At 28.1% G+C, this 22,129-nt stretch carries 21 protein-coding genes and 1 pseudogene; 4 read left to right on the top strand and 18 right to left on the bottom strand.

From position 1 onward, the window contains the following. Position 1 precedes the first annotated feature (1 nt). Entirely contained in the window at positions 2–607 is a 606-nt protein-coding gene (locus R2808_RS02700; RefSeq protein WP_371269402.1) for a DUF4254 domain-containing protein, read from the bottom strand. Positions 608–678: 71 nt separating this feature from the next. On the opposite strand from R2808_RS02700, the gene upp reads away from it, so the two are divergent. Next, positions 679–1,332: a uracil phosphoribosyltransferase gene (gene upp / locus R2808_RS02695; RefSeq protein WP_371269401.1), complete on the top strand. Its 654-nt coding sequence runs from the start codon at positions 679–681 to the stop codon at positions 1,330–1,332. On the opposite strand, the gene R2808_RS02690 is transcribed toward upp, so the two are convergent. Next, complete coding sequence (locus tag R2808_RS02690) at positions 1,327–2,256, bottom strand: DUF6427 family protein (protein ID WP_371269400.1); 930 nt, start codon at positions 2,254–2,256, stop codon at positions 1,327–1,329. The genes upp and R2808_RS02690 overlap by 6 nt on opposite strands. A gap of 46 nt (positions 2,257–2,302) precedes the next feature. Here R2808_RS02690 and R2808_RS02685 point away from each other — a divergent pair, with 46 nt between their 5' ends. Beyond that, on the top strand, positions 2,303–2,533 hold the full coding sequence (locus R2808_RS02685) for a uracil phosphoribosyltransferase (RefSeq protein WP_371269399.1): 231 nt from the start codon (positions 2,303–2,305) through the stop codon (positions 2,531–2,533). Between the two features lie 59 nt (positions 2,534–2,592). Here R2808_RS02685 and purD read toward each other — a convergent pair whose 3' ends face one another. Further along, positions 2,593–3,867, bottom strand: a complete 1,275-nt coding sequence (purD, locus tag R2808_RS02680; protein WP_371269398.1) for a phosphoribosylamine--glycine ligase — start codon at positions 3,865–3,867, stop codon at positions 2,593–2,595. Positions 3,868–3,975: 108 nt separating this feature from the next. On the opposite strand from purD, the gene R2808_RS02675 reads away from it, so the two are divergent. Further along, entirely contained in the window at positions 3,976–5,283 is a 1,308-nt protein-coding gene (locus tag R2808_RS02675; RefSeq protein WP_371269397.1) for a phenylacetate--CoA ligase family protein, read from the top strand. On the opposite strand, the gene R2808_RS02670 is transcribed toward R2808_RS02675, so the two are convergent. From R2808_RS02670 to R2808_RS02650, 5 genes are read right to left on the bottom strand one after another with little or no spacing between them, the layout of a single operon-like run. Then, the gene (locus tag R2808_RS02670; protein WP_371269396.1) at positions 5,284–6,036 is read right to left on the bottom strand and encodes a glycosyltransferase family 2 protein; all 753 of its coding nucleotides are present in this window, start codon (positions 6,034–6,036) and stop codon (positions 5,284–5,286) included. Continuing rightward, positions 6,036–7,388, bottom strand: coding sequence for an undecaprenyl-phosphate glucose phosphotransferase (locus R2808_RS02665; protein ID WP_371269395.1), 1,353 nt, complete (start codon positions 7,386–7,388; stop codon positions 6,036–6,038). Before R2808_RS02665 ends, R2808_RS02670 begins: the two co-directional genes overlap by 1 nt. A 4-nt stretch (positions 7,389–7,392) precedes the next feature. Next, positions 7,393–8,376, bottom strand: coding sequence for a UDP-glucuronic acid decarboxylase family protein (locus R2808_RS02660; protein WP_371269394.1), 984 nt, complete (start codon positions 8,374–8,376; stop codon positions 7,393–7,395). Then, positions 8,373–9,701, bottom strand: coding sequence for an O-antigen ligase family protein (locus R2808_RS02655; RefSeq protein ID WP_371269393.1), 1,329 nt, complete (start codon positions 9,699–9,701; stop codon positions 8,373–8,375). Before R2808_RS02655 ends, R2808_RS02660 begins: the two co-directional genes overlap by 4 nt. Continuing rightward, the gene (locus tag R2808_RS02650; protein WP_371269392.1) at positions 9,655–10,749 is read right to left on the bottom strand and encodes a DUF1972 domain-containing protein; all 1,095 of its coding nucleotides are present in this window, start codon (positions 10,747–10,749) and stop codon (positions 9,655–9,657) included. The genes R2808_RS02655 and R2808_RS02650 overlap by 47 nt, the downstream gene beginning before the upstream one ends. A gap of 145 nt (positions 10,750–10,894) precedes the next feature. Between R2808_RS02650 and R2808_RS02645 the strand changes: the two genes are divergently transcribed. Then, entirely contained in the window at positions 10,895–11,671 is a 777-nt protein-coding gene (locus R2808_RS02645; protein ID WP_371269391.1) for a 2OG-Fe(II) oxygenase, read from the top strand. Position 11,672: 1 nt separating this feature from the next. On the opposite strand, the gene R2808_RS02640 is transcribed toward R2808_RS02645, so the two are convergent. The 10 genes and pseudogenes from R2808_RS02640 to R2808_RS02595 all read right to left on the bottom strand — a co-directional run. Beyond that, on the bottom strand, positions 11,673–12,782 hold the full coding sequence (locus R2808_RS02640) for a glycosyltransferase family 4 protein (RefSeq protein WP_371269390.1): 1,110 nt from the start codon (positions 12,780–12,782) through the stop codon (positions 11,673–11,675). After that, complete coding sequence (locus tag R2808_RS02635) at positions 12,772–14,031, bottom strand: hypothetical protein (RefSeq protein WP_371269389.1); 1,260 nt, start codon at positions 14,029–14,031, stop codon at positions 12,772–12,774. The genes R2808_RS02640 and R2808_RS02635 overlap by 11 nt, the downstream gene beginning before the upstream one ends. Position 14,032: 1 nt before the next feature. Beyond that, a complete protein-coding gene (locus R2808_RS02630; RefSeq protein WP_371269388.1) occupies positions 14,033–14,947 on the bottom strand; it encodes a hypothetical protein in 915 nt (304 codons plus the stop codon). After that, on the bottom strand, positions 14,944–16,236 hold the full coding sequence (locus tag R2808_RS02625) for a lipopolysaccharide biosynthesis protein (RefSeq protein WP_371269387.1): 1,293 nt from the start codon (positions 16,234–16,236) through the stop codon (positions 14,944–14,946). Before R2808_RS02625 ends, R2808_RS02630 begins: the two co-directional genes overlap by 4 nt. Positions 16,237–16,356: 120 nt before the next feature. After that, entirely contained in the window at positions 16,357–17,409 is a 1,053-nt protein-coding gene (locus tag R2808_RS02620) for an acyltransferase family protein (protein WP_371269386.1), read from the bottom strand. A gap of 92 nt (positions 17,410–17,501) precedes the next feature. Next, positions 17,502–18,044 (bottom strand): hypothetical protein, encoded by a 543-nt coding sequence (locus R2808_RS02615; RefSeq protein WP_371269385.1) that lies wholly within the window; start codon positions 18,042–18,044, stop codon positions 17,502–17,504. A 115-nt stretch (positions 18,045–18,159) separates the two neighbouring features. After that, positions 18,160–20,004 (bottom strand): glycosyltransferase family 39 protein, encoded by a 1,845-nt coding sequence (locus R2808_RS02610; RefSeq protein ID WP_371269384.1) that lies wholly within the window; start codon positions 20,002–20,004, stop codon positions 18,160–18,162. After that, complete coding sequence (locus R2808_RS02605) at positions 19,982–20,959, bottom strand: glycosyltransferase (RefSeq protein WP_371269383.1); 978 nt, start codon at positions 20,957–20,959, stop codon at positions 19,982–19,984. Before R2808_RS02605 ends, R2808_RS02610 begins: the two co-directional genes overlap by 23 nt. Position 20,960: 1 nt before the next feature. Next, on the bottom strand, positions 20,961–21,701 hold the full coding sequence (locus R2808_RS02600) for a GIN domain-containing protein (protein WP_371269382.1): 741 nt from the start codon (positions 21,699–21,701) through the stop codon (positions 20,961–20,963). 76 nt (positions 21,702–21,777) lie between these two features. Next, a pseudogene (locus R2808_RS02595) lies at positions 21,778–22,129 on the bottom strand (acyloxyacyl hydrolase); the annotation flags it as partial.

Raw genomic sequence — 22,129 nt, 5'->3', positions numbered from 1 at the left:
TTTATTTCTTGTTTTGATACAACACCGGATTTAATTCCTCGTCATTGTACATTTTCATTTGTTTATACACTTTCATGTATTTATCACCACTTTCAATATCCTCAATTAATTGCGAAATTGATGTAAACATATCTTGTTTTTGTTCCAATAACACGTTTAATTTTTCTTGACATTTAGCACGGTGTTCTGGTGTAGCTTCTTCACGATTGGCTTCTTCACTCATATGATAGATTTTCAATGCCAAAATAGATAATCTGTCGATTGCCCATGCAGGACTTTCGGTGTTAATTTTAGCGTCGGCTTTTACCTTTACATCTTTATATTTATCTAAAAAATAACTATCGATATATTCAACCATATCGGTTCTTACTTGATTAGAAGCGTCAATTTTTCTTTTTAAATCTAAAGCCGCTACCGGGTCAATTTGTGGATCGCGAATAATATCTTCGTAATGCCATTGCACTGTGTCAACCCAATTTTTAGCAAACAACAAATGCTCAATTGAACCTTTTTCAAACGGATTTATTGTTGGTTGATATACATCGTCAATAATATGATATTCTTTGATACTTTGTTCAAAAATAGGAAAAGCAAATTCAGCAAACATAATTTTAAATTTTATTTACAAATATAGTTTTTATACCTTTATCGATGAAATGTTTCACATAAATTTACCATATGCACATTCATTATATTTCTGAAGAAAACAGTATTTTAAATCATTTTTTAACGCAATTACGCGATGTTACCATACAAAAAGACAGTATGCGTTTTCGTAAAAACATTGAACGCATAGGCGAAATAATGGCATATGAAATGAGTAAAACTTTAGAATATAAGAATATTTCCGTGCAAACGCCACTTGGTGTAAAACATACAACTACTATTGCAGAACCTGTCGTGTTGTGTTCAATTTTACGAGCAGGATTAGCCTTGCATCAAGGGTTTATGAATTTTTTTGATGATGCTGAAAACGGATTTGTTTCGGCGTATCGCCATCATTATAATAATGATGAAAAATTTGAAATTTTAGTTGAATATCAAGCAGCTCCATCATTTGAAGGAAAAAATCTTATTTTAATTGATCCTATGTTGGCTACAGGGCAATCGTTAGTTGCGGTTTTAAATCAATTGCATTTAGAACAAAAACCAAAAGAAATTCATATTGCTGTGGTAATTGCTGCGCCAGAAGGCATTCAGTTTTTAGAAGATAATTTACCCGAAAATTGTCATTTGTGGGTGGCGGCATTAGATGAAAAACTGAACGAAAAAAAATATATTGTTCCTGGTCTTGGCGATGCGGGCGATTTGGCTTATGGCAGCAAGTTATAAAGCGGTGATAAAGAAAAACAAACTTAAAACAACAAGTATAATCAACATAACCTCGCGGACTATTTTACCTTGCACCGCTTGAATATAATTAGCCCCCATAATGGATATTGGTGCTAAACTAAATAATAACAAACTATTACTTTTAATTGGCGAAACAACAAAAATAACAATTGCTAATACAAATGCTGCTATAAGTTTTTTATACGTTGTTTGTAAATTAAGTGGTTTTGTATGCGTTGTAAATAGCATATTCGCAAAAAACAAAAGAGCTAGCGCGCTAAATACTGCCAGTGCTATATTTTGGTAGATAGTATCGAAATAATAAAAATTAAAACTTATACCTGTTTGATTTATTAAATGCGCTATAATTTGATTGTTAAATATTAAATTTAGTGCTACAAAAAGTATTGCAACCGTAACAAATGCAATAAAAGGGATTAACCAATTTTTAAAATCGCGAGAAAAATCTAAAACAATAGAAACAAAAACTAAAACAATATAAATTATTGCCCAAAAATGAAACAATGTTGCAATAAAAATCCAAAATGAAGCATCAAATAATTTTTCTTTTACATTTGCCATTGTTCTAAGCGATAATAAACGCCGTAACCCGAGAAGCAGAAAAAAGTTTGCTATTAAAATATTTTCACTTTTAAATATTTCGGGGAAAAAAAGTAAAAATAAAACAAAAAGTAATTCGCCAAAATTATTGTTAGCAGTAAGATTATTTTTTAAAATAATAAAATTTACTAATGCTACAGAAGCTACCGTTACCACAAAATAAAAGAGAAAATATAAAAGGGAAGCCCAACCGTCTTGAAATAAATTATTAAAAAAGAAATAACTTAAAAAAGACAACAATACTAAAATGCCTAAAATTAAATAATTTAATGGTCGAGTTTTTTCAAAAATGCTTGTTATCATCGGGATATTTTATATTTTTGTGGTGTAAATATAACACTTTATCAAAATGAAATCGTTTTTTGAAGCTATAGGTTCACTTTTTGTAGATTTTTTATTTAAACCATTTGACTGGTTACGAGAATTAGAATTATCTAACTGGTGGGCGGCTAATTTTATTAGTTGGATATTTATTATTATTTGTTGTGCGGCATTACTTTATTGGATAAAACAATTGCGTATTTTTAAAGCAAACAACGAAGATAACCAAGATACAACGGCACATTCTTTTTTAGGATAAAAATTTGTTCTTAAAATAGCATCCTAATACAATTTAATTTTGTATTAGGATTTTTTTGTTTATAAATCGAAACCAATATCTTTTCTATAATACATTTTATCGAAAGAAATTTTGTTAATACTATTATAGGATTGCGCAATAGCTTCTTGATATGTTTTTCCATATGAAGTTACCGCAAGCACTCTTCCCCCATTTGTTAACACTTTGTTGTTTTCTAACTTAGTTCCTGCATGAAACACTATTGAATCTGTATTAGCTTCTACTAAACCACTAATTTCTTTTCCTTTTTCATAATCTTCTGGGTAACCGCCAGATACCATCATTATTGTTGTGGCAGCTCTTTCATCAATTTCAATTGATATTTTATCTAATTCTTGCTTGGCAATAGCTTCAAAAATTTCAACCAAATCTGTTTTTAAGCGTGGCATCACCACTTCCGTTTCAGGATCGCCCATACGAACATTATACTCAATTACAAACGGATCTTCGCCAACTTTTATTAAACCAATGAAAATAAAACCTTTGTACTCTATATTATCATTTTGTAATCCTTGAATTGTAGGTTTTACTATGCGTTCTTCAATTTTCTCTAAAAATTCTGGTGTAGCAAATGGAACAGGAGAAACAGCACCCATGCCTCCGGTATTCAATCCGGTATCGCCCTCGCCTATTCGTTTATAATCTTTAGCCGTTGGTAATATTTTATACGATTTTCCGTCTGTTAATACAAAACAGCTTAGTTCAATTCCGCTTAAAAACGCTTCAATTACCACTTTAGTACTTGCCGCACCAAATTTAGCATCAACCAACATATTTTTTAATTCATCTTTGGCATTAGCTAAATCGTTCAAAATTAACACGCCTTTTCCAGCCGCTAAACCATCAGCTTTTAATACATATGGTGGATGTAATGTTTCTAAGAAAGCATAACCTTTTTCTAAATTTTCAGCAGTAAAACTTTCGTAACGCGCCGTTGGAATATTATTTTTTACTAAAAATTGTTTGGCAAATTCTTTACTTCCTTCTAATTGAGCACCTTTTTTTGATGGACCAATTACAGGAATATGAGCTAATTCAGCATCATTTTTAAAAAAATCATAAATTCCATTTACAAGAGGATCTTCGGGACCAACTACAACTAAGTTGATGTTTTCTGTTACTACCAAATTTTTTACCGCATCAAAATCGTTGGGATTTATACTTACATTTTTGGCGATTTGTTCTGTTCCAGCATTTCCTGGCGCTACAAAAAGTTGGTTGCATTTTTCACTTTGCACCATTTTCCATGCCATAGCATGTTCACGACCGCCAGAACCTAAAAGTAATATTTTCATTTGTTGTGTTGTTTTGTGCAAAAGTACATTTTATTGAAGAAAGAGAAAAGAAGAAAAAAAGAACTTTGATTCCTTCAGTTTTTATATTTTTGAATAAACGAATTTTTCATGATGAAGCTTTTCGACTTAAGTTTAAAAATTAATGGTTTTGACATCAACAAAGCGAAAGCTGAATTTGAACAAATTCTTTCAGTTTCGGAGAAAGATTATCAAAATTATATAGAAACAAAACGAAAAGAAATTGTTGCTTTTCATTTGCAAAACAATTCATTTTATAAAAATTTAGTTGGAAAATTAGACGTAGATAACTGGAATGATTTACCTGTAATTACCAAAAAGGAGTTGCAACAACCCTTATCAAATCGATTATCTACTGGATATAAAGAAAGTTTGTACTTAAATAAAACCTCTGGCTCTAGTGGAACTCCTTTTTATTTTGCGAAGGATAAATATGCTCATGCACTCACTTGGGCGCAAACCATTCATTTTTTCGATTGGTATAACATCGATTTTAATTCGTCTTATCAAGCACGGTTTTATGGTATTCCATTAAACAAATTAGGATATTTTAAAGAGCGTTTTAAAGATTTTTTGAGTCACCGTTACCGTTTCCCAATATTTGATTTGTCGGAGAAAAAATTTGATAAAATTCTAGAAAAATTTAAAACTAAAAAATTTGATTACATAAACGGTTACACGAGTTCTATTGTGTTGTTTGGCAAATATTTACAAGCAAAAAACATCGTTTTAAAAACGGTTTGTCCTTCCTTAAAAGTTTGTATGGTTACATCAGAAATGCTTTTTGAAGATGATAAAAAACTGCTAGAACATCAATTTGGAATTCCAATTGTTAACGAATATGGCTCATCTGAAACGGGATTAATTGCTTTTCAAAATCCAGATAAAAATTGGCAAGTAAATGCAGAAACTTTATTTGTAGAAATTTTAGATGAAAACAATCAACCTGTTTCAAATGGTAAAGAAGGAAAAGTAGTCATTACTTCATTGTACAATAAAGCACATCCATTTATTAGATATGAAATTGGCGATGTTGGCATTTTAGACGAAAAAAGCACTTGGAAAAAACCAATTTTAAAACAACTTATTGGTAGAACAAGCGATGTAGCACTGCTGCCAAGTGGAAAAAAATCGCCTGGATTGACTTTTTATTATGTTACTAAAAGTATTATTGAAGATGATGGTTGTGTAAAAGAATTTATTGTACGCCAAAAAACTTTAGATACTTTTGAAATTGATTATGTAAGCGATAAAGAACTCACAACGCTACAAATTGAAGCAATTGAAAAAGCAATTGAAAAATACTTAGAAACTGGATTGCATTTTACTTACAATAGAAAAAGTGTTTTGAAACGAACCAAAAGCGGTAAATTAAAACAGTTTGAATCGGAATTGTAGTTAATTTCGATATTTCAAAAAACCACGTACCATCCAGTGCACCATGTAATAAATAGATTGAAAAATAGTTAGTTTTTCAACTTCCCGATAAAATTTCCATTGATATACAATCAAATCCGACTTTTTACGCGATAGTGAGTTTTCTCTAATTCGGTATATCGCTTGACATTCTTGAATGCCGTATGCAAAAGGAATTTCTTTTAAATATTGCAACCATAAACCCATATCTTGGCGTTTTTTAATCAACGGCATGAATTTTTTACCCAATGCTTTTATATCTAAAAAAGCCGTTAAACAACTTATTGAATTTGATTTTAATATATCAGTATAGGTAACCTTTTGCGGAACGATAAAATCAGAATACACAAATTCTAGTTTTTCGTTGCTGCGTTTGTATGAAGAAAAAACAAAAGGAATTTTTGTTTTTTGAATTGTATTTAAACTATTTTCAATAAATGTTGGAAACCAAATATCATCTGCATCAAGAAAGGTCATAAAATCGCCAGTTGCTTTTTCAATACCTGTGTTTCTTGCGATAGCTGGCCCAGAATTTTGATTTAGTTTTACGAAATGAATACGTGTGTCTTTCGCTTGAAAATCGAGAATAATCTCTTTTGTATTATCGGTTGAGCCATCATCAACAATAATCCATTCCCAGTTTTTATAGGTTTGATTTTGAACCGATTGTATGGTTTCGGCAATGTGTTTTGCAGAATTATACGTTGGCGTAATTATGGAAACTAAAGCATTCATTAATATGCTTTTTCTTCGCCTTTAATAGCATTAACAATTGTCATAAAAACAATTTTAACATCTAATAAAATTGACCAATTTTCTAAATAAAAAATATCGTATTTTACTCGGTTAATTATATCTTTATTGTTTTCTACTTCGCCTCGGTATCCATTGGTTTGTGCCAGCCCTGTAATACCTGGTTTAATAAAATGACGAACCATAAATTTATCTACACTTTTGGCATACATTTCGGTATGACTTACCATGTGAGGTCGTGGTCCAACAACAGACATATCGCCTAATAAAACATTAAAAAATTGAGGTAACTCATCAATACTTGTTTTACGAATAAATTTTCCTATTCGTGTTATTCTTGGATCGTTTTTTTGAACCTGTTCTAAATCAGCAATAGGATTTAATCGCATTGATCTAAATTTATAACAGTAAAATTCTTCATAATTTAATCCATTGCGCTTTTGTTTAAAAAAAACAGGTCCTTTGGATTCTAATTTAATTAATAAGGCAATAATTGGAGTAAGCCAAGACAGTATTCCTACAACAACAAGAATTGAAAAAAGAATATCGAATCCTCTTTTTAATCTTTTATTGATTTCTTTTTCTAATGGAATCTTTCGAAGGGAAATTATTGGAATGTATCCATAATATTCAACGGTCAAATTACGCATTAAAACATTTTTATTATCGGGTAATAGCTTAATTGTTTTTAAATTATTATCTGCAAAATTTATTATTTCTTCCACATCGGAATTTGATAAATTATTTAATGCGCCGTAAATTTCATCAATTTGATTTGACTTAACAAAACTAAAAACCTCTTCTAATTGTGCTCTTTTTTCGAGTTTTAAATCAAATGTTCGAATAAGACTATAACCATAGTCTGGATTTTTTTGAAAAAAATCAACTAATTCATTTACGTTTTTTCCTTTTCCAATGATAACTACTTTTCTTAGGTTTCCACCATAAAAAACCCTATACTTTTTTAAGAGATAAAAAATTGAAAACTTTACAAAAGCAACTGCACAAAAGCAGCTAAAAATATAAATTTGTACCTCATAAGGCGTTACATATTTATATTTGTAACCTACATAAGCAAATGTAACCAAACTTATAAATAAAAATTGCTTAATTAATTTTCCTAAAATAGAAATTGCTTTTGTAAAACGATAAACCTCGTAAAAGCCCGAATAATATGAAATAACAAGCCAAAAGCCCGAAATTATTGTATGGTATCCAAAATTACTCATTGCAGGACGCATACAAACCAGAATAAGCAAATTTATAATCAATAAATCGGCAAAAGTTTGTATCGGTCTAATATATCGCGAGTATCTTCCTGTTTTGGGTGTCAATTATTTAGTAAATGTATTTAGAAAAATCTTTATGCTCTTCTTTTGCTAATTCTTCAGACGATAAAGATTTAAAATAGTCATACGTTAATTTCATTCCTTTAGATCTGTCAACCTTTGCTTCCCATCCTAAAATTTCACGAGCCTTATTCGTATTAGGTTGGCGTTGCATAGGATCATCTTTTGGAAGTGGTTTATAAATAATTTTCTGATTTGTGCCTGTTAATTTTATGATTTCTTCGGCAAAATCTTTTATAGTTATTTCATCTGGATTTCCAATATTAACAGGTAAATGATAATCGGAATGTAATAATCTAAAAATACCTTCTACTTGATCATCTACATAACAAAAAGAACGTGTTTGACTTCCATCGCCAAAAACGGTTAAATCTTCGCCTCGTAAAGCCTGACCAATAAAGGCTGGAATTACACGACCATCATTTAATCGCATACGTGGCCCGTAGGTGTTAAAAATTCTTACAATTCTAGTTTCTAATCCGTGAAACGTATGATACGCCATGGTTATCGCTTCTTGATAGCGTTTCGCTTCGTCATATACACCACGTGGCCCAATTGTATTTACGTTACCATAATACTCTTCCGTTTGTGGATGAACAAGCGGATCGCCATATACTTCAGATGTTGAAGCAATTAATATTCGTGCTTTTTTAACACGAGCTAAGCCTAATAAATTATGAGTTCCCATGGCGCCTACCTTAAGCGTTTGAATAGGGATTTTTAAATAATCGATTGGGCTTGCTGGCGATGCAAAATGTAAGATATAATCGAGTTTACCTGGTACGTGAACAAATTTTGTAACATCGTGGTGGTAAAATTCAAAGTTTTTTTCTTTAAAAAGATGTTCAATATTTTTTAAATCGCCTGTAATAAGGTTATCCATACCTATTACTTGATAGCCTTCTGCTATAAAGCGATCGCATAAATGTGAACCTAAAAAACCTGCTGCGCCTGTTATTAAAACTCTCTTCATTTGTTTTTATTTGGTTTGAGTTGCATCATAAAAAGACAATAAAAAACGGTAAAAAATACTACGCCTCGTTGTCTCCACAAAAATGATTCCGTCAAAAATAAGCTTATCATTAGAATTGTGAAAGAAATGTGCATAAAATCTCTTAGTTTAAAAGCTTTATAAAAAGAAACTCCTAAAAGTAAAAGTAAAAGCAAAAAGCCAACAAATCCTAATTCGGCAAAATTTTGAATGTATTGATTGTGAAAATTAAACGTGCCATAACCTGGGTAGAGGTTGTATTTTTTTTCTTTTTCAATTAGTTTAGTCAACGAAGCGTTGAGACCAAATCCTTGCCAAAAAATGGGTTCTTCCTTTAAAAACTCAAAAAACATTCTTGTTTGATATACCCTAAATGCTGTTCCTGGGAAATAATCTCCGTGTTGAAAAACTTCATTGTTCCACGCTTCGTAAATACTTACAACATGAACGCCATCTGTTTTAATTGTGGTAATATTGTGGCTTAATCCTTTATCTGTATTCGATTGAAACTCAAGCAAAAATCTGTCTTTAATTCTACTAAAAGACAATATAATTCCAATTGTTGCAACAATTACAAATACATTTCTTAATCGCATTCTATTTGCTGTTTTTGAATAAAAAAACACATAAATTAATGTAAGTAGCACAAATACAACAATAATGTTTTTAGAGGATAATAGTAGCACAAAAACAAACAACAAAGCGATTATTACATAATCTAACTTAGATTTCGTTTTTTTAATAAAAAAATTAAAAAATGCCAAAGAAACATAAACGGAAACATGAATGGCGTTTAATAGTTTTGGCACTAAACCATAATCATCGTCATACTCGCCATGATAAAAGAAAGCTCTCGTGTCTCCGGTTAATAAATAACGTACTATTGCTCGTATTAAAAAAAACAAAACCAAAGCAACTATTGAATAACTGTAACAAGTAATGAAAAACTGTTTTGTTTTTTCTTTAAACCTTGGTAAGAATAAATAAATAAGCGGTAGAAGAAACAAAATTAATTCCTTTGGAATTGCTTGCAATGTTCTTTCTTTATCTATTGACCAAAAATAAGAAAGTGCCATCCACAAGAATAATAAAACTGGAAAGACAAACGAAATATTAAAATTATAACTTAGCTTTTTATATTGTAGAAAAACAGACAATACTACTACCATTAAAGCTACATTATTTACACCTAACGGTAAAGCAATAGTAAGCAACAGCAGTAATAACGGTAAAAAGAAAACATTTTCTTGTTGCGCGTTTTTACCTTTTATCCAAACATTTTTTAAAATATAGTAAATACTGTTCATTTATTTTGTTCCAATTAAAATCATTTTTTATTGCGTTAAAGTTGTTTTGAACAAACTGCAAGTTATCATTTTTTTTGACAGTATTTACTATATTTTTAATTTCTTCTGGATTTGAAAAATAAAATGCGTTTTCTTGCAATACACCTTTATTAAATTCATTTTCATGAGCCACAATAAGAGCTTGAGATGCCATAGCTTCTAATAATGAAGGGTTTGTTCCGCCAACGGTGTGCCCGTGAAAATAAAGATTTGAAAAATAGCGAAGGTTATTTAAGATTTCGATATCGTATAATGCTCCAATAAATTTAATAGTATTAAAATTTTTGAATTTATTTTTTAAATAACTACCAAATTTAGTATTGTAATTACCAATAACCAGTATGCTTTGTTTGTCATTACTTAAAACTACACCGTCTAAAACCATTTCTATATTGTTTTCGGGTTCAAGTCTGGCCATAATCATGTTATACTTGTATGGAACAACATTAAACTGTTTTAAAACATGCTCTTTTGGTTCGTTAAAACCATAAGCCCCATAAGCAATATATTCACTATCTGTTTTGTATTTTTGTTGTATGTAATTTTGAATTCCTATTGAATCCGAAATTAGTGCATTGCTCTTTTGAACCGCTAATTTTTCGGCCCACAGTAAAAGTTTTTGTATGGGTTTAGAATATTTTGTTCGCTTCCATTCTAAACCATCCATATTTGTAATAACAATAGCGTTTTTAGGATGTATGTTAAACCAAACCGAGCTACTTGTGTAGCCTAATTGTAGAATGATATCAAAATTTCGTTTTCGAGAATCTAGAATACAATTTAAGTCGTATATATACTGTCCTGCTGTGCCAATAAGATACTCTGGATCATAACAATGAATAATAGAAACTCCTTTGAATTTTTTTTCTTTAAAAGGATGTTTATGAGAATTATACACAAAAACCTCGTGTTTTTGACTTGCAGCATACGTAGCAAAATATTCTGCAAATTGCTCAAAACCTCCATAATAATTTGGTATTCCCCGTGTACCAAGTATTCCTATTTTCATTTCATTTCATTTAACAAATAACAAAAATAAGTGTTCTCATTTATATAGAAGATAATAGATTTGCTTTTTTTATCAATATGACAATTGTCATTATCAAAATATCATTTTAATTACTATTTTTGTTAACTAAGAAGATTAAAAAGCTATGATAAATTTTGAATATTTAGAAAATAATAAAGAATCTCTAAGATTAAACTATTTAACGGCACAACCCTTCCCATATTTAGTTATTGATAATTTTTGTGATGAAGAAAAACTAAATAGAGCCTATAATTCGATACCTGAGCTTGAAAACAAAAGTAGAGATTATGCCTTTGCTAATAACAAATTTGAAAAATCTAATTATAAAGTTTTATCTCCTGAATTAGATGAACTATATAACGATTTATCCTCGGATCGCTTTAATAAAATTTTATCGTATATAACTGCTAAAAAAGTTTTTGTAGATCCTAAAAACCATGGCGGTGGCTTACATCAAGGTAAAAAGAACAGTTTTTTAGATATGCACCTTGATTTTAATTATCATCCTATTAACAAAAACTGGTATAGAGAATTAAACTTACTTTTATACTTAAACAAAGACTGGAAAAAAGAATATAAAGGTGGTTTAAAAATTAGAGATTTAAGAACTGACGAAGAAACAGAATTAGATGTTCCGTTTAACAGGTTAATAATTCAACAATGTGCGCCTTACACATTACATGGCTATGACATGACTAATTTTCCTGAAGGGCGCTATAGAACCTCTATAGCTACGTATGCTTATCAAATTCATAATCGTCATTTAGAAACACCCCGAACAACAGATTGGTTTCCAAAAGATGATGCATCTTTCTTCAAAAAACAATTGGCTAAAAATTATAATTTTTTAGTACAAACTAAAAATAAGTTATTTGGTAGCGGAACGGCTAAAAATCAATAGTTTAATTCTTTAGCGCTTTCGTTAAAGTTTTTGCTGCGTGTGTCCAAGAATATTTTTCTTTACAAGATTTTTGTAGCGAAAATAAGTCTATTCTATCTTTATTTTCAAGTGTGTGCAAAAGTAATTCATCGAATTCGTCTTGTTTGTATGGATTAAAACTATATTGAGACATAAAGCTGAAATCAGACATTGCTGTTTTATTGGAAATAAGTGTAGGTATTTTTGCTGCTACAGATTCTAATGCTGGAATGCCAAAACCTTCGGCTTTTGAAGGATAAACAGAAATTGTAGCTCCTTGTACAAGTTGTATTAAATCTTTGTGTTCTACCTTTTTTAAAAAAAGGATTTTATTTTGCACGGCTATTGGCAAATTATTAAAAATTTTTTCGAAATTAGGATTTGTATTAGAAACGTCGCCTACAAAAACCAATTTAAAATCTTTTTCGAATAATTTTAAATTTAAAAAAGAGTTTAAAATTAATTCGTGATTTTTTCTTGGTTCCCATCTACTAACGTAAATAATATAATTATTTAATTGATATTTTAAATACAATTTACGCTTTATCTTTTCCTTATCATAATCCTCATAAAATTCTTCTGCTACAGCATTTGCTGTTACTAAAACATTTTTTGAACTAAAATGTTGTTGAATTTTTTCCTTAGAATAATCAGAAACCGTTACTATTATATCTGATATTTTACTACTTAAAAAGTATAAAACACTATTAACCATTCTTTTTTTAAAAGAAAAATATTGTTTAAAATCAATAAAAAGAACATCGTGAATGGTTACAATGTATTTACACCTTTTAACTGGTGGAACGATGTATTGAAAGTGGGCAAAATCTATTTTATTTTTTTGAATTAATCTTGGTATATCGATAAGTAATCTAAAAAATTTACTTTTAGATGTGTATTGTACATAATGAGCATTTGGCTCTTCTCCAAAACATTTTTTTAAGTTATCTATATTACATGCTGCAAAATAAAATTCGATATCTGGGTTCATTTTAATCATTTCTTTGTAAACTCCTTCAATATACGTTCGAGTTCCTTGAAATCCATGATCAAAAACATGACAATCAATAAATATTTTCGTTTTATTTTGCATCTAACGTTTTCTTGTTTTTTACTAATTGTTCAGCTATTGCTATTATAAAACCTATTAAAATGGATTTGTTATCTAATTTTAAATAAAACCCTAAAAAAACCCAATTTGATAAAATTAAAAATATACTACTTCCTATTAATAGATTACCAATTGGTATCTCGTTTTGTTTTATAAAACGCTTTCCTGTTTTATAAAGAAGAAAAATAAAATAAATTAAAAGTACTACACCTAAAATTCCCGATTTCAAAAAAACAGTCATATAAGCATTATGAACATAGGGTATAAATTGAACATATTCGCCATCGTTTGACAATACTTTTCTTCCTAAATTTAACCTAGAACCCAAACCCTCTCCAAACATTATAGCCCAAAACCCATTGTAAGAAACTTGCTTTACCGTTATAATGTTTTCATAAGATCTGTAGTTGTCGTTAAAATCTTTCCAATCGCCTTTGTCTATCTTGGTTTTAAAGGGCTCTATTGGCGCGTTTTTCATTTTATAAAGAAAGCCATCGAGCCCTGTTCCTTGTCGTTTAGGGTTATAATACAAAATAGCCGAGTAGCCAATTAGTACAGATATTGTTGTTATTAAAAATACTTTTATTGATTTTTTTGTAAGTATCAAATATCCTTTTATCCCTAAATAAAGAATGATGAGCTGCAAAAAATTGGTTCTTGATAAGTATAAAAAAGAAGAAAGCCCAATAATTAGTAAAAGTAAATTTCTTTTTTTTGTAGTTATATTAATTTTAAATTTATCCTTGAAAATTAAAAGAATTAAGATATAAATTTCATAATCGCTAAAATATCCGCCTGCTGCACGAATATCGTTTATGTAAAAACTTTTATTCTTAATAATTACAAAAAAAGCAATTGCTAAGTGAACCAGTGCTATAATTAACCCTACATTAATTAATTTTAACCATGCGTTCGACAAACTATCTTTTCTTCTAAAAAGCTGGTATCCTACTAATAAGCCTAAAATAGGTTTTGATAAGTAGGTTAAATCTCTTATTTTATAAAAAAGCTTATAATCTTCGAAAAAAGAAATAATTGTGGCAACAAATAATATAAGGATAAACGGTAAAATTAATTTTATAATTTGTAAGGAATAGGTTTTTCTTATTGTTAATAAAAAAGTTAATCCCCAAACAAAAAAAGTTAATTCGTAGTTATTTAGGTATGTAACTGCAATACATAAAAAATAAAAAATTTGATATATATTTTGATTTTTTTGAGCTAGCATCATGCTACAAATTTAAAGATTTTATCTGCTCAATTTGGCCTGTAGCTATATTATAAATTGGTAGGTGATTTATAACTTTAATCCTCTGTGAGTGTCTTAGAAAAAGTAATTCCCCTTTTTTTCCTCTGGAATCTCTGTTATCTGATTCGTTAAATCCGTTTTCTGAAGAATATTTTTTGAATGGAGAAGACAAATCTTTTCTAACAAAATAAGCATTTACACCCGCAGAAGTAGTTCCAATGAAATCATATCCCTTTTTATCTGCTAAATCACAAAATGCAGCTAATGATGCCCCAAAATATAATTCAGAATAATGCTCTTTCCTTCTAATAAAATTTTCTTTATAGGGAACCGTTACCTTTTCTATAGCGCCAAAAGCAGAATTATATTCGCAAATAACAATTCTTGGTTTTATTGTTTCTATAGCTTGCCAAATCCAATAATCATTTCCGTCAATATCTACACTTAATAAACCTATATCTTCTATAGTAGTATAATTAGAAATTAAATTGTTGATATTATCTTTAGTTATAAAACTTTCAATTGCTGTTATATCATACTTCCAGTAAATAAAATCATTTTTAATAAAATCTATGTTTTTTTTACTTCCATCTATAACTAAACCAGACCAATTATTATTCATTAACAAAAACCTTGTATTTGATTCTGTATAAGTTTCCACTCCAAACTCCACAAAGATTTTATTGGGTATTTCAATTTTATTTATAATATATTGTATTACACCGTCTTCTCCTCTTTGAGAAAAAACTTGAAATTCAACTTCATCTAAACTTGCAATATTTTCTTTTTTATTATTTAAAGAAGAAAGAATTTTTCCATTTAATAGAAGTGTTTTATGCACATCATAATTCCATTTTTGATGTATTTTTTTATATAATAACTTCAGTTTATTAATCATTTATTTTCTATTATTTTGTGTTTATTAACTATGTTGTTTGAAAATAAATTTAATGTTTTCAAATAAATAATAACTAATAAAATTTCTACGCTTATTAATGTTATTAAAACACCATATAATTTAAAATAATTCATTGCTATTAACAACGCTAAAATATTTAGTACTGTAATAAAAATTGTTATTTTAATATATACTTTCTTTTTTTCTAAGCTAAAAAGCAATTGTTCCAATGGAAGTGTAATTCCTATTAGCAAAGGGATTATTAATGCTATTCGCAAATATAGGTTTAATTCATTTAATTCGTTGCGGTTTACTTTAAGGAATAGAAGAATTTTTTCAGAAAAAATAAACGCTATTGACACAAAAAATAAGAGAATAATAAAATTACTTACATTAAATTTTTTCCATAACTCGAAGCCTGCTTTAAAGCTTTTGTTCATTTCAAAAAAAACATAACTCAAAGAAAATTTAAAAAACATCTGTAAATAAGTTCTAAAAAGATTTATAACTTGTTCTACGATTTTAAACTGACCTGCTAAATAATCGCCACCAATAAACCCAACAATTAATATAGATGAGTAATTGCGTGTTGCTAGGAATAATTGTGAAACACAAAATGAAAAATCTGAAACAATATAGTTTTTAATATCTGAAAAAGAAATAGCTGTAAATTTAAACTTAAATTTATTTGCAATCCATATTAAACCAATTGTGTTTGAAAGTATTAAACCTAAACCAAGCCATAAATTTGCATATATAAAATCACTCTCTGTTTTTATAAAAAAAAATATTCCTAAAACATATATTATTTTTGATAACACATTAATTATAGTAATCCATTTAAAGTTCTCGATTCCTTGAAAAAACCATGTTGGGTTTAAAAATTGTCCTATAATTATTGATGTGCTAAAAATAAAGGCCATTTTTTCCTTATTAAAATATGGAATAAAACAAATTATTAAACCCACAAAAAATAGCACAAAAAACAATAGAAATAATTTAGAGGAAAATATAATGGTATATGTTTTTTCCAACTCAGATTTGTTATTTCTGTTAATAGAAATATCTTTAACGCCTATTATATAAGAACTATAATCTACTACAACAATAAGAATATAAGCTATTGATTGACCAATAGCAATAATTCCTAATTTATCTAACCCACAAACAGCTACCAAATAAGGAGTTATTAATAACGGACTTACGATATTGACGGCTTGTCCAAAACCATAAACACTAAAGTTTTTTATAGTTTTGTTAAAAAATATTCTTTTAAAAAATGTATACAATTTATGTAATTACTTTACATTACAAATATATAATTTAAAAATAAAATGATTAAAAAATTCATTTGGTGTTAATTCTAAAATTTTATCCAAATAATTTATTTTTTATTTTATCAATTACATTCAATTTCTCCCTCCTGTTAATATGAAAAAGGATTTATTAGAAACGCGTAATAAAAACTTTCCAAAAAGCAAACATACAAACACAGTAAATATAGGAGTTAATAAATAAATTATAAAAATTGTCGTTTGGCTTTTTCCCATTACGAAAAACAATCCTTTTTTTACAATAGTTAATATGGGTTCGTGTGCTAAAAAAATGAAAAAAGTAGCCCATGTAATTTTCTCAATTTTTGTAAAAACTATTGGAAATTTCAAAAAGAAATAATCATACAAATACCAAAAACTTACGATGCCAACAAGTATAGACACCTTAAAAGTAAATACCGATAAAACTTCTTGATTAAAATATTTAAAGCATATTGTTAAAAATAAAAGTAATAACCATAATAATCCGTTTTTAAACATTGCTGTTTTAATGTTTATTTTTAAATCGTTAATGGCAATTAACATTCCGATAGAGAAAAATAGAATTGACTCTGATTGAATAAAAAAATTGAGGTTTAAGAACCAAAAAGGTAAAATTATAACAACAAAAAAATAGTCAACTTTCGTTAGAATAAAAACAATAATAGGTGATAAAATCACTAATAAAAACAAATCTCTTAAAAACCATAGTTGGTACGGAATTGGGTTAAAAAGCAACTTATCGGCCCAGTCTGAAATTGAATATTCTGAAATGCTTTTATTTGTAAAAAAACTTTGCGTTTGCGGAATTAATTGGATAACATAATAAAAAAGTATTCCAATAAAAGACCATAGCAAAAAGGGTAATAATAGTGTTTTTATTCTTTTCTTTATCTTAAAGACTAAGTTTTGGAATGCAACATTCTTATCGTATAAAAAAAGAAAGCCAGAAATTAAAAAAAACAGTGGTACAGCTATTCTTGTTAAACCATAGGAAATAAAATTTTGAAGAAACCAATTAAATCCTTTATGTTCTATTAATGAAGCGGGTAGTCCTTTTGTGTCTAAATTATAACTGTGTAAAAACACAACCATAATCATTAACAACAGAGAAACTATTTTTAACTTTTTTGATAGATATGCTTCCAAAATAGGGGTTTAAGTAATAGAACGAAGTTAATTATTTTTCAATATTATTTAAAATAAAAAATGCTGTTTTGTAAAACAGCATTTTTTATTATTTATTTAATAAGTTTTTGTAACTCATTATAAAGTTCCATATTGGAATATGTAATTGGATCATAAGTACCTTCTTTTGTAATTTTAGGCTTTAATACAGTTGTTAAACTGTCCTTGTCCATTGTTGCTTCGTTTACAACAAAATACTTATAAAAGTCTAATCCTTTAGCTTCAATTGTCTTGTCTAAGTAAGATATTTTTAAACTATTAACAAGTATCTCTTCTTGGGCTTTATTGGTTCCAAAATCAAGTCTAAAAAAACTTGGTAATTCGTCTTGTGGTAATTTAAAAGTAATATCTTGCGGTTCTGCTTTCCCTTTGAATTCTATAAACATTGAGTTTTTTTCTTCGTAAGGAGCTTCGTCTAAATCTTTATAATACAATTGAAAACTATCATCTTGCTTAACAACAGCATTTAATGTAACTGTAAAAGCATTATCTAATTTTTCAACTGGTTGGTTTTGTTCTTGTTCTGATACTTCTTTTTTACAACCAATAAGCGTTATAAGCATAAAAAATGCTAAAAATAAATTATTTGTTTTCATTTTTTTTTTTTGCAAAACTACACATTTTTTTAATTTCTTTATAAAATGTAAAAAATAAACATACGATAAATTTTCTTTCAAAAAGAAGATAATTTTTGTTTTAAATTATCTGATTTTACTTTATAAAAGTTTTATCTGTTATAACTAATTCTTTTCGACTATTATTTAATATTAATAGGCCTATTCTGTATTCTCCATTCTTTAACTTATTAATATTTAATTTTCCCGCAAAACCACTGTTGTCATAATTAAAACCATCTTTCTTACTTTTAGTAATATCAATTCTTCGACTCATTTGAACAGGAAATTCAAACGCTTCTTCTTTACCTATTAAAACCAATTTTACCCTTGAAGAATAGGCGTCTTGACCTTTCAAATATGCCCAACCATGAATATCAACTTCATTGTTTTGAACTTGAAAAGATTCAATCCAAAAATTTATTTCTGAAGAAGTACTTATTTTAACTGTATTTAATTTAGAAATATCTATCGTCTTTAATTCGTCTGTCTTTTTTACATACAGTTTTGCCCAACAATCAATTAAGTCTATATTGTTTTCTATTATATAGTTTTCTTCTAAAAAATTTTCTGATATTTCACCTAGTTGATATGGTGAATTATGAGCATCAATGTACCAAAAATTTTCTAATTTCGTTGTGTCTGTTTTAATCTCTTCTACATAACTTTCTAATGGTTTATTAACTATTTCATATTTTACTGTGTCATTGTCTAAAAAATAACTAAAATACCAACCTAAACTTGAAACTACCTTAGTCTTATTTTTATTATTCTGAATAATAAAATTACTTCCTTCTCTAAACTGTGTTTTGGTAGGCTCTGTATAATAGCTTTTTACAATAAAAATGTCTGTTAATGAAAATAAAATAAAAATAGATAAAATAAACATTAACAATAGTTTTGATTTTATTTGATAAAAGCCATAAGAAACTATTATTAACACAACTGGTAATAATACCATAAAATACCTGTTAACAATCATAGGAACATATAAGTATGATCTTATAAGAGGAGTTATTAACGTTATTGTTATCCAAAAAATAAAAAGTATAAAACTGAATGTTTTTTTATTTTTTACTATATTTTGATAATTAATTTCTTTATCTTCTATTTTAAATATGTTCACAAAATATAAAACAAATGATATTCCTGTTAAAAAAATTAAAAATTCTGATTCTCCAAAAAACTGATTATATATTGTAGTAAATACTTGTTTTGTAGGCGCTTCAACCCAAAAAGATTGAATTTGAGAAATTTGAGCTAATATTTTAAACGAAGGAATGTGTAATAAAATTATCACAATTCCTGAAAACAAACTCAATTTGATTAAATTCCATTTGTCTTTATTATTTACTAATATAATAAAAAACAACAATGTTAAAACCTGTGAAAATAAAATAAATAATGCAAAAAAATGACCATAAATCATTAAAGCTGTAAACAATCCATAAAGAAAACTATTTTTTATGTTAGGTGTTTTTATAAATTTTACCAAAAAAAGAAACGATATTGTTGTAAATAAATATAAAAAAGTATAAGGCCGTCCGTCTTGAGAATAATAAATTCCAAAATAATTTATAGAAATTAATACTGCTGAAATTAATGCTACATTTTTATTAAAAAACTCTTTTGAAAGCAAATACGTCGAATAAATAGAAGCAATGCCGCAGATTGCTGAAAATGCTCTTAACACAAAAGATGTATAACCAAAAATTTTAAAAAGTATGTTAATAATTATAAAATATAATGGAGGCATCTGTTCTGCATTATATACTGAATTATAAACTTGTAATATTGAATGATTTGGATTAGCTTCATTCATTGTGTGAATTTCATCTAACCAAATACTTTGAAAATCAATATTATAAAATCTTAATATAGAGCCTAATATTAGTATAACAATTAACCAATAATTATTTTTAATCGTATTTAATATATTCATTTTCCAAATTATTACTATTAGTACCTTCTATAAACTCTTTATAAATTTTTGTATTTGGCACACTAATATTTTTTCTAGTACTTAATTGTAACAATAAAACTATAAGAGTTACTGAAAATAATTGTAATATAATACCCGAAATTATTAATATTAAACTCGATGCCCACCCTGGAATAGCATTATCTGTAAATAATTTTTGATACAAAATATAAAATACCGATAATAAGCATAGGGCTATTCCGTATAATGTAAATTTTAATATTCTTACAGAAAGTAAATCGAAATAAACCGAAATTGAACTTAATCCGTGTAAAACTAAATTATTAAAGTTCATTTTAGATTTTCCTTTGTAGCGTTTTCCTCTATCTAAATGTACTTTATCGTAGGGAATTTTAGCTTGTATAATTCCACCAGAATAATGATTCCATAAATTGCTTTGATGTACTACTTTGCTAAGTAATTGTTTAGGAATTATACTATAATTTCCAAAATTAATTGTTTGACCCGTTAAAAATTTAAAAATTGCCTTGTAAAAGTAATATCCTGTTTTAAAAATTAATGATTCTGTTCTTTTTTTCCGCTGAGCAAATATAATTTTTTGGTTGTTTTCTTTAATTGCTTTTTCTAACAATTCTTTAATCTGATTAGGATTATCTTCGCCGTCGCTATCCATTACTACGACATAATTATAGTTTTGTTCTTCGTTAAAAATATATTGTAACCCTATTCCTATAGCTCTTTGATGACCAACATTTGTTTTTAAATTTTTTATTTCTACGTTGGGTAAATTCAGAATAGTCTCTTTAATAGCTTCTGTAGAACCGTCATTAATGGCAATTATTTTAATGTTTGCAGCTATTTGTTTTTGAAGTGCTATTATTTTTTGTGAGAGTATTTCAAAACTTTCCCAATCGTTATAAACAGGTGTTAAACAAATTATTTTAAAATCTTCCATGTTAGAAATAAATTAAACGTCCGCTAAATAATTCTTCAACATTCACTTCTGGCGGATTGTTTTTTAAGATTACATTTCCTGTAGAAAGTAGTTGTCCTTCTATTCTTTGTATGGGTTTTACAATCATATCGTTTGAGCCTCTATGATATATCTTCATTGTTTCTACTTCTAAATTCTCGCCTTTAAATTTTCCGTCGCCAAAATAAAAATTTAATAGCATTTCTTCACAATGACCGTCAATAAAAAAATTAGTTACCGTATTACTTTCAATAACAAATTGTCCTGATGATGCTAAATTTATATAATAATTTCCTGTTGCATCGCCGTCGCCGTCGTCGCCCATTGCAAATAATCGAAGTAAACCATACTGCAATACCCCATCACTTCTTATGTCTTGTTCGGTTTTGCTGTGAATTTCTTCCAAATTAGGTGCGGTTACATACACCGTTGTTAGTCCATAATCGCGTGCAATATTACAGGTTGATTTGTCTTTTACCACTAGCATATCGCCTTGTAAACTCACTTCTATTTCATCTAGAATATTATCGCTGGTTTCTATTCTAACTTCATAATTTATGCCTTCTTTTACCACTAAGCCCACACCTGAATACACTTTAACTTTCTTAAATTCACCAACATTATAGGTTTGAGTCACTTTATTACCGTTGCCTTTAAAACAATCTTCAGATATACCACAACTTGCAGTAATCAATAAAAGTAGTATGTAAAAATATTTATTCATATTTTATTTAATCAAAAGCAATCAAAATAATATATAACAAAGTCTTTGCTCTTTTTTCTTTGCTCTATAATCTATTTTACAACCTCACTCCTACAGTTGCTTCAATGGCCTCTGCTCTACCTCCGTGTGTTTTTAATCCAACTCCAGTAAACCAATTTTTATATACATAATATTTCAAACCAATCCGTTGGTACACATCAATTTCGTAGTGAAATGGCTTATAAACATAATAACCAAATTGCGTTTCAATAGACAGTTTATTGATAAAAAGTTCATGTCCTATAAATACACCAACTCTTTTATAATCGGTATCGGCATCGGTATAACTTTTGTGATCTGTCGGAAAAGCCACAGAAGAAAACTGAATATAATCACGTAAATATCGTGAAAAAAACACGTCAGTTCCTAGTTGTAGCGCACTTTTTCTA

Origin of the sequence: Flavobacterium sp., from assembly GCF_041392005.1 — a bacterium.
Taxonomy (GTDB): domain Bacteria; phylum Bacteroidota; class Bacteroidia; order Flavobacteriales; family Flavobacteriaceae; genus Flavobacterium.
Note: the sequence above shows the minus strand (reverse complement) of the source record. Positions and strands in the feature narration are given on the sequence as shown.